At 66.5% G+C, this 14,340-nt stretch carries 17 protein-coding genes; 8 read left to right on the top strand and 9 right to left on the bottom strand.

Features of this window, described 5'->3' with window-relative positions; genetic code table 11:
• Window positions 1-132 precede the first annotated feature (132 nt).
• The 3 genes from OG555_RS18740 to OG555_RS18730 form a co-directional block, all read right to left on the bottom strand.
• On the bottom strand, window positions 133-669 hold the full coding sequence (locus OG555_RS18740) for a carbonic anhydrase (protein WP_329484191.1): 537 nt from the start codon (window positions 667-669) through the stop codon (window positions 133-135).
• Window positions 670-1,569 (bottom strand): alpha/beta fold hydrolase, encoded by a 900-nt coding sequence (locus OG555_RS18735; protein WP_329484190.1) that lies wholly within the window; start codon window positions 1,567-1,569, stop codon window positions 670-672.
• A gap of 85 nt (window positions 1,570-1,654) precedes the next feature.
• Entirely contained in the window at window positions 1,655-2,692 is a 1,038-nt protein-coding gene (locus tag OG555_RS18730) for an alpha/beta fold hydrolase (protein ID WP_329484844.1), read from the bottom strand.
• Between the two features lie 73 nt (window positions 2,693-2,765).
• Here OG555_RS18730 and OG555_RS18725 point away from each other — a divergent pair, with 73 nt between their 5' ends.
• From OG555_RS18725 to OG555_RS18715, 3 genes are read left to right on the top strand one after another with little or no spacing between them, the layout of a single operon-like run.
• Window positions 2,766-3,584, top strand: coding sequence for an aldo/keto reductase (locus tag OG555_RS18725; RefSeq protein ID WP_329484189.1), 819 nt, complete (start codon window positions 2,766-2,768; stop codon window positions 3,582-3,584).
• A gap of 15 nt (window positions 3,585-3,599) precedes the next feature.
• Window positions 3,600-4,223, top strand: a complete 624-nt coding sequence (locus OG555_RS18720; RefSeq protein WP_329484188.1) for a Crp/Fnr family transcriptional regulator — start codon at window positions 3,600-3,602, stop codon at window positions 4,221-4,223.
• Window positions 4,130-4,771: an NAD(P)/FAD-dependent oxidoreductase gene (locus tag OG555_RS18715; protein WP_329484843.1), complete on the top strand. Its 642-nt coding sequence runs from the start codon at window positions 4,130-4,132 to the stop codon at window positions 4,769-4,771. Before OG555_RS18720 ends, OG555_RS18715 begins: the two co-directional genes overlap by 94 nt.
• Window positions 4,772-5,189: 418 nt before the next feature.
• Here OG555_RS18715 and OG555_RS18710 read toward each other — a convergent pair whose 3' ends face one another.
• Window positions 5,190-6,257, bottom strand: coding sequence for a Glu/Leu/Phe/Val dehydrogenase dimerization domain-containing protein (locus OG555_RS18710; RefSeq protein ID WP_329484187.1), 1,068 nt, complete (start codon window positions 6,255-6,257; stop codon window positions 5,190-5,192).
• A gap of 78 nt (window positions 6,258-6,335) precedes the next feature.
• Here OG555_RS18710 and OG555_RS18705 point away from each other — a divergent pair, with 78 nt between their 5' ends.
• Window positions 6,336-6,818: an Lrp/AsnC family transcriptional regulator gene (locus OG555_RS18705; protein ID WP_329484186.1), complete on the top strand. Its 483-nt coding sequence runs from the start codon at window positions 6,336-6,338 to the stop codon at window positions 6,816-6,818.
• 140 nt (window positions 6,819-6,958) lie between these two features.
• On the opposite strand, the gene OG555_RS18700 is transcribed toward OG555_RS18705, so the two are convergent.
• Both OG555_RS18700 and OG555_RS18695 read right to left on the bottom strand, forming a co-directional pair.
• Window positions 6,959-7,126, bottom strand: coding sequence for a hypothetical protein (locus OG555_RS18700; RefSeq protein WP_329484185.1), 168 nt, complete (start codon window positions 7,124-7,126; stop codon window positions 6,959-6,961).
• Complete coding sequence (locus OG555_RS18695) at window positions 7,123-7,272, bottom strand: hypothetical protein (RefSeq protein ID WP_329484184.1); 150 nt, start codon at window positions 7,270-7,272, stop codon at window positions 7,123-7,125. Before OG555_RS18695 ends, OG555_RS18700 begins: the two co-directional genes overlap by 4 nt.
• Before the next feature lie 529 nt (window positions 7,273-7,801).
• Here OG555_RS18695 and OG555_RS18690 point away from each other — a divergent pair.
• The 4 genes from OG555_RS18690 to OG555_RS18675 all read left to right on the top strand — a co-directional run bounded on the left by OG555_RS18690 (window position 7,802) and on the right by OG555_RS18675 (window position 10,924).
• Window positions 7,802-8,515, top strand: coding sequence for a hypothetical protein (locus OG555_RS18690; RefSeq protein WP_329484183.1), 714 nt, complete (start codon window positions 7,802-7,804; stop codon window positions 8,513-8,515).
• Window positions 8,516-9,358: 843 nt separating this feature from the next.
• Window positions 9,359-9,676, top strand: a complete 318-nt coding sequence (locus tag OG555_RS18685) for a MerR family transcriptional regulator (RefSeq protein WP_329484182.1) — start codon at window positions 9,359-9,361, stop codon at window positions 9,674-9,676.
• Window positions 9,677-9,899: 223 nt separating this feature from the next.
• Window positions 9,900-10,457 (top strand): recombinase family protein, encoded by a 558-nt coding sequence (locus tag OG555_RS18680; RefSeq protein WP_329484181.1) that lies wholly within the window; start codon window positions 9,900-9,902, stop codon window positions 10,455-10,457.
• Window positions 10,427-10,924: a hypothetical protein gene (locus tag OG555_RS18675; RefSeq protein ID WP_329484180.1), complete on the top strand. Its 498-nt coding sequence runs from the start codon at window positions 10,427-10,429 to the stop codon at window positions 10,922-10,924. The genes OG555_RS18680 and OG555_RS18675 overlap by 31 nt, the downstream gene beginning before the upstream one ends.
• Window positions 10,925-11,601: 677 nt before the next feature.
• On the opposite strand, the gene OG555_RS18670 is transcribed toward OG555_RS18675, so the two are convergent.
• The 3 genes from OG555_RS18670 to OG555_RS18660 form a co-directional block, all read right to left on the bottom strand.
• Window positions 11,602-13,110 (bottom strand): glycosyltransferase family 39 protein, encoded by a 1,509-nt coding sequence (locus tag OG555_RS18670; RefSeq protein ID WP_329484179.1) that lies wholly within the window; start codon window positions 13,108-13,110, stop codon window positions 11,602-11,604.
• A 129-nt stretch (window positions 13,111-13,239) separates the two neighbouring features.
• On the bottom strand, window positions 13,240-13,572 hold the full coding sequence (locus OG555_RS18665) for a hypothetical protein (RefSeq protein WP_329484178.1): 333 nt from the start codon (window positions 13,570-13,572) through the stop codon (window positions 13,240-13,242).
• Window positions 13,569-13,694 (bottom strand): hypothetical protein, encoded by a 126-nt coding sequence (locus OG555_RS18660; protein WP_329484177.1) that lies wholly within the window; start codon window positions 13,692-13,694, stop codon window positions 13,569-13,571. Before OG555_RS18660 ends, OG555_RS18665 begins: the two co-directional genes overlap by 4 nt.
• Window positions 13,695-14,340 lie beyond the last annotated feature (646 nt).

Below are 14,340 nucleotides of genomic sequence, written 5' to 3'. Positions count from 1 at the left end.
TTTCCCCGGGCGCCACATAGTTCGTCATGGAGTACGACGTTTGACGCTACTCGGCAACGGGTCGTTCTCGAAGCTCGTGGCCATATACGGACACGGAATGTGTCACCGCCGCTCAAGGTGGGACGACGTCGCTCAGGGTGGGTCAAGGAGGGTGGGCGCGACGACGACGTCGACGCCTCCGGTCCCCACGTCGTACACCAGTCCGGAAACCAGTGTGTCGGGGGCGTGTTGATGGGCGCGGAGCACCTCGACATCGACGCGCACCGCTCCGTACGGGTCACGGACGGACTTGGTGTCGAGCTGCCCGCTGGGTATCTGGAAGTACTCGGCGAGGACGTCGGGAAAGTCCGCCAGCGCGGACATGCCGCAATCGGTGTGGTGAAGGAGCACGAGGTTCCGGGTCCCCGCGACGCTGGTGGCGGCGTTGGCGTGCCGGACCTTCGCAAGCATGGCCAGCGTCTGCAACGTCGCGGGTGTCACGCGGCCGCCGACGTTGCGGATGACGGAGGCCTCGCCGTTGCCTAGGCCGAGGACGTAGGTGGGGTCGACTCGGGAGTCGACGCAGCCGATGACGGTGATGTTGCCCCATGCGTTGATCGTCAGGTCAGCGGAGTAGCCGTCGGCGGCGAAGCCGGTGTTGCGTTCGACGAGGTCGTCGATGCTGGTCATCTATGGAACCAATCTTGAGACGCGGACGTGGTGATGCGTCGCATGCCCGCGGCCGCGGGGCGCTCTCTCTGTCTGCTCGGTCGGGATTGCGTGGTCGACGTCGGCGTTGATGGTGGCCGCCTCGGTGGTCGGCATGCCGTGCGGGAAGCCGGGATAGATCTTCAGTGTCGCGTTCGGCAGAAGCTTGGCGGACAGCATCGCCGAGTCGTCGATAGGCACGATCTGGTCGTCGTCGCCGTGCATTACCAGCGTCGGCACGGTGATGCATTTGAGGTCGTCGGTGAGGTCGGTCTGGGAGAACGCGACGATGCCGTCGTAGTGCGCTTTCGCGTCGCCGGTCATGCCTTGGCGCCACCAGTTGTCGATGATGGCCTGGTTGGGCCTTCGGTCGGGACGGTTGAAGCCGTAGAACGGGCCGGCGGCCAGTTCGCGGTAGAACACTGATCGGTTCGCCGCCAGCTGTGCCTGCTGATCGTCGAACAACGATTTCGGCAGGCCCCCCGGGTTGGTCTCGGTCTTGACCATCAGTGGCGGGATCGCGCTGATGAGCGCGGCTTTCGCTGCCCGGTCGAGACCGTGACGGGCTCGGTAGCGGGTGACTTCACCGCCTCCGGTGGAGTGGCCGACGAAGATGGCGTCGTGCAGGTCGAGGTGGTCCACGACCGCCGCCAGGTCGTCGGCGTAGTGGTCGAGGTCGTGACCATCTGGAGTTTGGGTGGTTCGGCCGTGTCCCCGCCGGTCAGCCGCGATCACGCGGAAGCCCTGGGCGAGGAAGAAGAACAGTTGCGGCTCCCAGTCGTCGGATGACAGTGGCCATCCGTGGGAGAACACGATGGGCTGGCCAGCTCCCCAGTCCTTGTAGCTGATGTCCAGGCCCTCAGGTGTGGTGACGGTAGGCATGTGTGCTCCTCTGCGAGGGTGCCTCGATGCGGCCGGGCGACCGCACGTTTGTTGACGTGGGTTTGCACTGGGTCGTGCCGACGTGTCACGGGGCGTCGCCGGCGATCATGCGAGCGGTGATGGCTGGCTGGTCCCATTGCGGCCAGTGGCTGGCGTCGTTGATCAGGTGCAGGCTTGCATTGGTGAATCGGGCGGCGAGGTGGGCTGCGACGGTCGGGTTGAGATACTGGTCGTCGCGGCCGAAGGCGACGGTGACCGGGACAGTGATCGTGGCGAGCTTGCCGGCTGAGATCTGCCGGTCCTGCCGGTCAAGTTCGGGGTATAGCGTCCCGGTCCAGGCGCGGATCGCAGCCAGCGCGTCCGGCCACCCCGTCTCGCCGAAGAACTGTGGCACGACCGAGGCGACGGCTACCCCGTGCGGGTCGTCGACCTCGTAGCCGAATTGGCGGCGGGTGTGGGCCAGTAGCCATTGCCGCATAGCCGGATCGCCGAGCAGCGCATCGGCCAGCGGGGTGAAGTGTGGGTCGCCGAGCAGCCGGATCATTTCCGGCAGTCGCAGATCCGGGTCAGAACCGTAATAGCAGTTGAGCAGGATCAGGTGGTCGACGCGATCCTGGTGCGCGAGGGTGAAGTTGATCGCAACTGCGCCGGAAGCGTCATGTCCGATGATTGTGGCCCGGTCCAGTCCCAGTCCGTCGAGGACCGCGCCAACCTCCTCCTCGCGGCGATCGGGTGGAAGGTCGTCGTAGTCGACCCGGTCGGAATGTCCGAAGCCGACGAAGTCGACGGCCAGAAGCCGTCTCGGTGCGAGCTGCGGCGCGATCCGGTCGTAGATGCGTGAGTCGTCGGGAAAGCCATGCAGCGCCACGACCGGTGGGCCGTCGCCGTCGTGTTCGCGGACGTGCAGGCGTCCGAACTGGGTATCGAGGTAGCGCGACCGGATGGGTACATCGAGCCTGTTGTCCGTCATCGCCTTCGTCTCCTCGTGCGGGATGAGCACGGCGCGCGTCCGGTGGCGCCGGATTGGCGCGGGGCGAGCCCTGTGCCGACAGCGTCGGCGCCTCAGCGGCGCGACCGGAACCCAGTGGCGGTTGACGTGCAGTCCAGGCACAGAACGGATCATGTCCTGCACATCGCCAGGCCCGGCGAGCTACTAGACAGGTCATGGAAGCAACCCCGTCCGCTAGGAGTCGCACATGTTGAGCATCGCCGAAGGGTTCCCGCTGGCCAATGGGGTCCGTGTCCCGAAGATCGGGTTTGGAACCTGGCAGATCCCCGATGGTGACCCGGCCTACGACGCGACCATGGCGGCGCTGCAGCTCGGGTACCGGCACATCGACACCGCCCGCGCGTACGGCAACGAGGCAAGCATCGCCCGTGCCGTGGCCGACAGCGGAGTGGCGCGCGACGAGCTGTTTCTGACCACCAAGCTCCCTGCCGCGCTGAAGACCTACGACGAGGCAATGGCCAGCTTCGCTGACAGTGCCGCCGCGCTCGACACCGACTACGTCGATCTGTATCTGATCCATTTTCCAACGCCGCTTCAGGACCCCGGCGGTGACTACCGGGCCGGCAACGCCGAGGTGTGGCGCGCTATGGAGGGGCTTCACGCAACGGGCCGGGTGCGGGCCATCGGAGTGTCCAACTTCAGCGTGAAGGACATCGAAGCCCTGCTGAAGACGGCGAAGGTCGCCCCGCACGTCAACCAGATCAAGTTCCATATCGGCAACACCGAGCCGGACATCACGGCCTTCTGCCAGGACAGCGCGATCCTGGTCGAGGGGTACTCGCCGCTGGCCACCGGTGCGCTGCTGGACAATGTGCAGCTCGCCCACGTCGCGGCCCGCTACGCCAAGTCCGTCGCCCAGCTCAGCATCCGCTACTTGCTGCAACGAGATGTGCTCCCGCTACCGAAGAGCACCACGCCGTCGCGGATGGCCGCGAACATCGAGGTCGACTTCCAGATCAGCGACAACGACATGGCGTTCCTCGACTCACTACACGCGACCACCTGAAAGTCGGTACCAGTGATGGACGTAGAGTCACGCGACTACCCGCTCGAGGTCGTCGAGTCCCTCGATCCCTACCCCGTCCTCGACGACCTGTCGCTGGGCAGGCTGGCCTCGTACGGGACCGACGTCGAAGTCGACGCCGAGACCGTGCTGTTCGCAGCCGGCAACCGCGCGACGATGCTGTTCTTGCTGCAGACCGCCTCGGTGCAGATAGTCCGCCCGGCCACGCTGCTGCAAGACGAAGAAGTACTCGACGAACTCGGACCGGGGAGATTCGTCGGCGAATTCGCCATCCTCACCGGGCAACGGCTGTACCTGACCGTTCGAGCCTCTCGACCGGGCCGGGTCACCGCTATTGACCTGCCTGGATTCCACCGGCTGATGGCGGAGGACCCCGAGCTGTCCGACCTCGTGCTGCGTGCGCTGCTAGCGCGACGGACACGGTTGCGACGCGGACGGGCCGCGGACTCGCTCGTCATCGTCGGTCACGAGTTGTCGGCCGACACCAGAGCCGTCCGCGGACCGGCGCGCAGTACCGGACACTTCCGCTGGCGCGGTGGGCCGAGTTCGAGAATTCCGGCATCTTCTACGCGGCCACCGAGTTGGAGGCACGAGCGTGCGAGTCGTCTCCCGTCGTGGTGATGGGTGGAGGCAACTCGGCAGGCCAAGCAGCCGTGTTCCTCGCCTCGCGCGGCGCGCTGGTCACTCTCGTGATCCGCGGATCGGACCTCGCGGCTGGAATGTCGCAGTACCTTCTCGACCGCGTCCTCGCGCACCGTCGGATCGACGTGCGAACGAACACTGAGATTGTTGAGCTGCACGGGGGTACGCGCCTACAGGCAGTGACGCTGGTCAAGCGTGGGGACCCGGCGAGGGAGGAGCTGGCGTGCAGCGGGCTGTTCAGCTTCATCGGCGCGGACCCAGCGACTGAGTGGCTGACCCAGGTCGACCGGGATCAGGCGGGGTTCATCACCACCGGCGAGCAGATGTCAGGCGACGCCCTTGCGTGCTTCGCGCAGGCAGCGGGACCGCGGCCATTGCCGCTGGAGTCGAGCCAGCCCGGCGTGTTCGCGGTTGGCGACGTGCGACTTGGATCAATGAAACGGGTCGCAGCCGCGGTCGGCGAGGGCGCGACCGTCGTCGCGTCAATACACCAGGCGCTCGCGAGCGAGCCGAGAGCAACGGTCTGAGTTGGCACCGAACCGCCGGACGGCCCGCTTCAGATGCTTGGTGTCAAGGTTGTACACGCTTGCCCAGACCGTATTGAGCTTGGCCTTACGCATTTCGTTCACTTCCCTCCCGCGGCCCGATGGGCGACGGCGGCGAGGCGCTGCCGAAGCGGGTTCGGCAGTAGTCACATCGCGCACGGATTCCGGGCGCTACCGGAATTGCAGGAACCAGCAGCATCACTTCATCAATCACCTGCTACCGCGCCGCACGAACCGTGTTCAGCGAGCGCCAGCCGTGGGTCTCCTACAACGCCGATCGACTGGCGAATCCGCACCTACCTACGCGCGTTGCAGACGAGTTCGGACATCTGTGCAGCGGACTTCGAACATCGACAGCGGACGATCGCGATCCGACTAGTTGACTGAACTCTTTCGAGCGCTAGTTGGTGCTATAGCAGGTGTCAGAGACGGCATGCCGGGCTTGCGTTGCCGTTTCGCCATGGGACGCCATGCGGGCGGCGGCGCGGGCGTGGGTGACGGCGAGCGGGGTGCGACCGGCACGAGCCGCCTCACTCAGGACCTCGGAGACAGTGGTGCCGATCGAGTCGACCAATGGTCGGACTGCTTTCTCGTCCAGCCCATGGCGTTCGATGCCGATCGCGTGGATGACGCCGCCTGCGCTGGCCAAGAAGTCGGGGATCCAGGTGATGCCGCGGTCGCGCAACTGGTCCGCCACGCGATCATCGGCGAGTTGATTGTTGGCCGGCCCAACGACCAACCGGGCGGAGAGTTCGGCGGCCAGGGTCGAGGTGAGGACGCCGCCGACAGCAGCCGGGATAAGCACGTCCAGGTCGGACTTGAGCAACGTTTCCGGCGACGCCCACTGCGCGCCGAGCCGGGAAGCGTCCGCGCGCCGCGCCTCATCGACGTCTGCCACGATCAACTCGGCGCCGCCCAGGGATTCCGCGAGTCGCAGACCGACCGAGCCCAGACCGATGATACCGATCCGCAGGCCCTCCAAAGCTCCATCACCAAAGACGTGGGCTGCGCCGGCCCGGAGCGCAGCCAGTACGCCGTCAGCCGTCGCCGGCCCGGAGTCACCACTGCCTCCTCTGGCCACCGGACGGCAGAAGGCGAAGCCGGTGCGGTCGAAGAGGAACTGCATATCGTCCGGCCCCGTGCCGATGTCCGGTCCGGTCAGATACGTCCCGCCCATGGACGCGAGCGCGTCGGACACGTCTTCGAGCAATGAGCGCCACGGTGCAGACCCTGCGGGCAGGACGACGACGGTCTTTCCCCCACCATGGTCGAGCCCCGCGATCGATGCCTTCCACGTCATAGCCTCGGACAGCCGCACCGCGTCGTCGAGCCCGGCCTGCCAGGACGGATAGTGCCGCACCCGGCACCCACCGATGGCTGGCCCGAGCACCGTCGAATGCACCGCCATGATCACCGTCGCGCCGCTACGGCGGCCACGGCGGACAACAATCCCCTCGTGTCGAATCATGTCGGCCAACCTAGCCAGTCGTCCCGCTTCGGATATGCGGATCCGAATATTGTCCGGAAATCATCCTATGATCCGGACATGGATGAGATTGACCGCAGTATCGTAACCGAGCTCCAGAGAGACGCCCGGCAGACTAACCGGGAACTGGCCCAGCGCATCGGCGTCGCGCCGTCGACCTGTTTCGAGAGGGTACGACGCCTGCACGACAGGGGGGTGATCCGCGGGTACCACGCCGAGGTGGACCCAGAAGCGCTCGGCCGGACCGTGCAGGCGCTGGTGTTCGCCCAGGTCCGGCCGCTGCGTCGCGAACTCATCGACGACTTCCAGCGCGAGGTGTCCGCGCTACCCGAGGTGATGTCGGTGTACGTGCTGGCCGGCGGTGACGACTTCCTGCTGCACGTCGGCGTACCGCGCATCGACCTGCTGCACGCGTTCCTGGTCGACCGCCTCAGCCGTCGCCGCGAGGTCACCGGCTTCCGCACCTCGGTCGTCTTCCAACACCACCGCAACCCGGCGGTCGCACCGCTGACCGCAGCGGACTTCAATGGAAGAAATGCCTGACCCTGGTGAGGTACATAGTGATACCGGTTTCGGCAGCCTCGATGGCGCCTCGTCGCCGATCAAGCCCCCGCAGGGCTCAGCCCTGCTCAGCATGTGACAACACCGCACCAGCTCGGCTGTGGTCAGCCGGCTTGGCGACTTCAGTGAAGGTAGCCATCCCACTTCACCTCGTAGCGTGACCCGCCCGGCAGCGCGTTCAGTGCCGGGATCTGATCGACCGAGCGAGCCAACGCGACCTCCACGGGTCCGGCCAGCTCGGCCGGGATCCGCACCCTGGCCGGCGCGCTACGCCGCCGCGCCGGCGTCACGCGGGGCCTCTGCGCCGCACCCGGCCGAACGGCGGCCACACCACGACCACCACCCGCTGCACCGTGCGCGGCGTGTCGCGGTGCAGGCAGAACCGGTGGTGCTCGGGGACGTCGGCCCCGTCACCACACCGCCACACCCTGGCCACGGCACCAGCATGCGCCCGCTGGTCAACTCCTGTCGCCGTTCGGAGGTCGAGGCGCTGCAGCAACCTGCAAACGACTGTTCGAATCACCGCCGCCGAAGCTACTGTGCAGAGGGTGAACGGGGCCGATAGCAACCACCATGCCAACCGCCCGGTCCCTCCTCACCGCGGGTCCCTCACCTTCGCAACCCAGGAGCGACCAGGCGTCGCCCACCCGCTGTGCGGCCTGATCCTCCGCCTCGGAGACCGCTGCCCGCTCCGCGACCAGGTCACGGACCGGCACCCGGCCCAGCGCCAGCACAGCCACCGCGACCGCTCCGGACCTCACCGATCGTCTCGCCGAAGCTCCCACAGCTGCCGGAGCTCGTGCGGAAGGTGAAGCCTTCGGCGTGGGTTGAGCTGGCGCTCGCTCTGCCCTGGCTGTGGTGGCCAGTTGACTGCACTAACGGCCCTACCGAGTTGGTTGCCCGGGCAGGCCTTCGTGATGATCTGCGACGTGTCTACTGGGCAGCCCCGTTCGTACGGTGAGTTGATGGAGGGGCGTGTCGCCCTTCCTCGGGTCGGTGCTGTTTCGGCTGGCGGGCTTGAGTCGTTGCCGTGGCTGGTGGTCGATGCGGCCGGCAGCGAGGTCGAGGCGGTGAGCCGGTATCTGCGGGATCTCGCGCTGGGCGATGCCAGCCCGGCCACAGGGCGCAGCTACGCGCACGACCTGCTGAGGTGGTTCCGGCTGCTGTGGCTAGTGGATGTTGGCTGGGAGCAGGCGACGGAGGCTGAGGCGGCCGCGATGGTTGGTTGGCTGCGGTCGGCGCCGAATCCGCAGCGGAAGCGTGCCGGTGGAGTGGTGAATGCCCGTACGGGCAAGCCGACCTTGGCGGCTGGGTATGCGCCGTCGACGATCGCGCACGCGCTGACGGTGGTGCACGGGTTCTATGAGTATCACCGGCACTACGGCCGCGGGCCGGTCATCAACCCGGTTCCGCAGAACCCGGATCGCCGGACGCGGCTGGCGCACCGTTCACCGCTGGAGCCGACGGTGCCGGTCCGGCGTGGCAGGCTGCGCCCCAAGGTCAGGTCCCGGGCGCCGCGGGCGATCCCGGACGGGCTGTGGGAGGAGCTGTTTGCTCAGCTGCGGTGTGTTCGTGATCACGCGCTGCCGGCGTGTTTCGTGTCGTCCGGGCGCGAGCGGCTGAGCTGCTCGGGCTGCGCCTGGAAGACGTCGACTGGTCAGCGGGCAAGGTCTGGGTGATCAGCAAGGGCACCCGGCAGCACGAGCCGGTGCCGGTGTCAGCGGGAGGCCTTGGCCTATCTGGCGGCCTACCTGGACGAGGCGTTCCTCCGCGGCAAACGCACCCAGGCCCGCCGCGCAGTCAACCTCGGCATGCCGCCATCCCGACCTCACCGCACAGCCAGGCACGCCACCTGGCTCCTAGCAGCAGCTCGAACCTCTCCCGCGACACCCTCAATATCTGTGGTGATGGGATTAGACATTCACCGGCGACGTGTGTAGTGTTCCTCGTGTTGACAGAGAAGAACAGCGAAGCTGACGTGGACAGCTACCGTCCTGTCCAAGAGTGTGATTGCGAAGTACGTACGACGGCGGATTCCGCCGGGCCGATCAGTGAAGGGGCTCGGGTTTCCCGCCAGGATCCGGTCAGAGTCACTGGAGCCAGTGGTCGGAAAGGGTTCCAGGCTTGACGGATGGAAGTAGCTGTTGCAGTTCGCAGTTGTAGTCAGCGGTTGAAGTCGCAGTTCCGTACCAGCAGTAGCAGTTGCTGTTTGTAGTTGAGGTAGCAGTAAGTAGTTGCTGTTCGAGAGAGAGAAGGGAAGGGATTACACCGTCGGATCGCCCGCCAGTGCCAGTACTTCGCCGGGCGGGTGCCGTAGCTCCATCAGATGGGAAGGTGGTCTTCGGTTACGCATTCAGCGATCCCCGCAGTGACAGCCTTCACGTGGCGCGCTGCGGACATGCAAGACCGGCCTCACGGCCGGTAGATGGTGACAATCCACAACCCCTGGGCCCCGGTGCTTCGGCACCGGGGCCCTTCGGCATGGAGGTTCGATGACCCCAGACCTGCACACGGAGACACCGATGAGTTCAACCCCGCCGGCCGGGCCGGCCAGTTTCGACGATGAGGACTACCCCGCCTACACGATGGGCCGGGCGGCGGAGATGCTCGGCACCACGCCGGGATTCCTGCGGAGCCTCGACGAGGCGAAACTCATCACCCCGCAACGCTCCGAGGGCGGCCACCGCCGCTACTCCCGCTACCAACTGCGTCTAGCAGCACGCGCCCGTGAACTCGTCGACCAGGGCACTGCGCTCGACGCGGCCTGCCGGATCATCATCTTGGAAGACCAACTCGCCGAAGCCCTGCGCATCAACGAGCAGCGGCGGGAACAGGACTAGCGACCGAGGGTCCGCTGAGCCTTGCCCTTCGAGCGGCGAGCACCATGTGCAGCCGAGTTCAGACAACTGCGCAGCCGACTTCGGACATCGACACCGATCTGACTCGGTGGGTATCGGATCGGTGTCGATAAAACGTGTCGAGAAGTCGGAGTGTCGAACAACTTGCCTTAGGCCCCTTTCTCGTACAGTCCAGGGCCTGACGACCGTCCCGGACCTTGCCCAGTTGGAGCTTGATGGTGATCCGATCGACTCGATCGGCGGTGCAGGCGCGTTGATCGGGTACGCCCGGGTCTCGACCCGTGACCAGAAGCTCCACCGCCAGGTCGACGCCCTCACCGCGGCCGGCTGCCAGCGGATCTTCGAGGAGAAGCTGAGCGGCAAGAACACCGACCGCCCCGAGCTTGCCAAGTGCCTGGACTACCTGCGTCCCGGGGACACGATCGTCGTCCTCGAGCTGTGGCGACTCGGCCGCAGCCTGCAGGACCTGATCTCGATCATCGGCGAACTGCGCCGCCGCCGCATCGGGTTCAAGTCCCTGCACGAAGCACTCGACACCACCACCCCCGGCGGCCGGCTCGTCTTCCACGTCTTCGCTGCCCTCGCCGAGTTCATCCGCGAACTCATCGTCGAAGGCACCAATGAAGGCCTCGCCGCCGCACGAGCCAGAGGTGTGCGGCTTGGCCGGCCACCGGCGATGACCCGGAGCAGATCCAGTCCGCCCGCACCCTGCTCACCCAGCACGAGAACAGCGTGTCCTCGATCGCCAAGCTGCTCGGCGTGAGCCGGTCGACGATCTACAAGTACGTCCCTGAGCTGACCAAACAGCCGACCCTCCCGCAGGAGGCCGAGCAGCAGCCTGAGGCAGCCGCGATCATCGAGGCACCGCAGCCGGTGAGTAGGCCCGTACCGGCTGGGCGAGGGCCTGTATGTCCGACCTGCGACTACCGGCCGACCGACTCTCGCGAGCTCGAGCTGCACCGCGACGGTCTCGCCACGATCTGGCTGACCCTCGACCCCGACCACGCCGGACGGATCCTCGAGCGGCGCCACTGCGAACGTTGCCAGCCGCACCGGGCGCGCATCGTCATGTGTGGACTGTTCGACACCACCGTCATGCTCGGTGACGACCTGGCCGTCCCCGAACCCTCCCCCCTCCCCCAACTGGCCGTGCACTGGCTCACCACGAACGCCTGGCAACAGCACCGGGGCGACTGGTACTGCGACAACCATGCCGAGGCCAGGCGGTGAGTCAGTCCGGGCCGTCGCCGACGAACGCTGAGGTCGATCCCCGATCGATCCTCTCCTGGGGCAGCAGCGCATGGTTGCCGATCCGTATCAGTGCTGTCCAGGCAGCCGCCATCCTCGGTTGCCCGACCGCACAGGTGCACCCGCTCATCGCGAAAGGCCTGGCGTGCAGGGCAGCGTCGGCGGCGACGTGGCCACAGACCGACATTCGTGGTCATCCAGCGCACGATCCCGTCGTACTGGTTACCAGCGATGCTGGACAAGCCTTCGTCGCTGTGTGTGGGTGGCATCTTGATGTCGACGAGCGCGACGTCGGGCCGGTCCAGCGCGACCACCCGGACGAGGGACGGCTGGTCTCACGGAACTCGGCTCGTCCTCGGGGCAATGACCACACCTCGCGTCACCCATTTGCCAACGCGGCGACTGCAGTTGGAACGCATGGTGTTCCGAAACGACCGTTTGTGGAACGGGAACGCGCCGCCCTGGCCTGGCCGCGAGCATCGTGGTCGGGCCTCGTTGTACTGCAGGCGATGGACGCGTCTACGACGTCCGGGCCGGGCCGCTCGAGTCAGGCCGGGCGAGACCTGCCTCTACTTGCGGCTACGGACGGGTTCGGGAGTTCTGGGCTGTGGGTGGACGAGTCATCGGCTCGTACACGGCTTGTCCGTCGGCTGGTCATGTCATTCGTAGTGCCGTAGCCGGGGCCAGAGTTGTGCCCACGTGGAGGTGAGTCCTGAGCATTGCAGCACTGGTGCGCCGTACTCACCGTTGTCCAGCTCGACGGGGTTGCTGATGCGGCTGATGACACGGCATCCGGTGAAGTAGGCGCTGGCCTGCTGCGGTGAGTCGTAGCCGACGACGATCGTCGTGGTCTGGTCTGGCTTCGGCTGTCCCCACAGGCTGAACCCGTTGTGACCGGAGAAGGCGTGCGGGAGTCCGTCGCGGTCGCCGAGGACGTCGACGGCGCCGGCTTCGCTGTAGCTTCCTGTGAAGATCACCGCGTGGGCTCTGGTCGCCGGCGGAACGGCATTCCACACCGTGCCGATCGTGTCGATGAACTGTGGCCAGCCGACCTCGTTGCCGATGTCAGGGTTGAGTGCGATGGTGGCGCTGTTCGGCAGATCGCGCTCGGGTAACAGCGGTAGCGCGACCACGGCGCTGATGACCGCCGAAAGCCCGACGGCGGTTGCGAGCGATCCCCACCTCAACCACGTCCTCGTGCCACGCGTCAACCAGGCCGCGGTCGGGATCGAACCGAGCCCGATCAGGGTGGGATAGAGGCTGGCAAGGTAGTAGGCCTTGCCGTCGCCGAGTAGATACGCCAAGGCCAGCATCCCGTACAGGACCGGGATGAAGCGCAACAGTCGCAGTGCCGGGTTGCGCCACGCGGCCACCAGGCCGGCGATCCAGATCGGGACGAGTAGTGGCGAGACCATCACCAGCTGGAACGGGATGAACCCCGCCCGGCCGCCCTCAGCGGATCCGCCGATGTTGCCCGCGACGGTGAGTTGTGGCCAGCCATGACGCTGCTGCCAGATCAGGTACGGCGCGCCGAGCACGAAGGCAATGACAACGCCCGTCCACAGGTGTCTCGATCGAAACACCCACCGGGGCCCGATGACGGCAAGCGCCACGAGCGAGACGACTGCGACGAAGGCCACCTGCGGCTTGGCCTCGAAGCCGACACCGACCACCACCCCCGCCCATACCAGCGGCCGCGGGTCGTGTCGCATCACCGCCCGCACCAGCAGCCAGCCCAGCAGGGTCGTGGACAGCACGTCGAACGTGGTCGTGGTCACGAAATGGCCAGTGGCCAACGAAATCGCCGACACCGCCACAACACAAGCCGCGATCAGCTGAGCCCGCCGGCCGCCACCGGCGTCACGAGCGATCGCAGCGGCCACCATCACCGTCACAGCCGCCGCCACCGCAGACGGGAGCCGCAACAGGTACAACGAGGCCGCGATGTGGTGCATCAGACCCGCGAGCAAGGGCACCAGCGGCGGCTGGTCGGGATATCCGAACGCCGGATGCGACCCGGCGACGATGAAGTACAACTCGTCGCCGTGATACCCGTACCGACCAGCGAACAGCATCAACTCGACGAACACCACGGCAGCGATGACCGCCACCAGCCGGTTGAAACCTACAGCGGCGGTCGCTGGAACGTCGGAGGACTGTTGCGCCACCCCTGCCTCCATCCTCCCGCGCAGCCCATCGAGCCGCGCCGCGCCCGCCCTCACCTACCGGAGATAACCCGGTCGCCGTGACAGCGGCCGCGGACTGACAAACCCTCAGTGATAACGCTAGGCCGGTGATCATCGTCCCCGCGCGGCTCGAGGCAACACGGCGAACGGCCCGGAGCCGAAAATGGCATCGCTCTGCGGGCCAGGCGTTTCTTTGTACCAGCGGTAGCGGGGGTGGTGGTCATCCGGCAGGTCGTCGCCGGGCGTCGAGTCCGACCGGGTCAGCACCTCAACCCGGTCCCGGATCTCGTCTTCGGACAACCGTTCCCCGCTGTCCCAGCTCTCAGCACTCGCGATGCGTACCCGCTCGTACCGCTGCTCGCGGTCCGGGTGCTCGGACACCAGGGCTCGGTAAGCATCGGCCCACAGGTTCCGGTACGCCGCGCGCTCGATGACCTCGCTCATCGCTGCTGCTCCTGACGGTCGTTGTAGCCCTGCTGGTTGATGGCGGCCTGTGCCTGCTCGAACGCCTGGCCCAGTTCGCGGGCGAGCCAGGACGAAGTGAGTTCTGGCGGGCGACAGACCATCAGTGTTCGGCCGGAAGTGGTTCGAGTAGCTCGGGTCCGTTGTTCTTCACGCTGTTCACGGCCTTGGACACGGCGTACATGTCGAGACTGTCGAGGATCGCGAACCGTAATGGGGGCTGATGTCGGTGATGATCGGTGAGCCGATGGACACCGACATCTCGGGCGAGATCATGAAGGAACTCATCAGCCGCGACCTGCGGTAGAACACTGGTTTCCTAAACTGTGGTTCTTCACTCCGATGCCCGAGGCGAACACGGTGAAGAACGAGGACATGCGCCGGATCTCGTCCTGGGTGGCGATCCCCGCAGGGTCGACGTGATCGACCCCAGCTGGCGGTAGATCTTCCGGATCAACTACCCAGCTGGTACAGGTTCGACAGGTCGCAGACGAGCGCTCAGCCCTCAGCGGGGAGCGGCTCCAGCAGCTCAGGGCCGTTGTTCTTCACGTTGTCCACGACCTTCGACACCGCGTACATGTCGAGACTGCCGTCGACAGGCGGCGCCATGATCGCGCCCTGGCCCGACCCGGCCGAGCGGCGGCGGGCGCCCGATCTCGACGAGCACGGCGCCGCGATCCGCGCCGAGCTCGGGTTCTAGCCGGCCTACTCGGTGAACTTCTCGTGCGCGGCCATCGCCGCGCCGACGAT

The organism is Kribbella sp. NBC_01484, assembly GCF_036227145.1.
Lineage (GTDB): Bacteria > Actinomycetota > Actinomycetes > Propionibacteriales > Kribbellaceae > Kribbella.
Note: the sequence above shows the minus strand (reverse complement) of the source record. Positions and strands in the feature narration are given on the sequence as shown.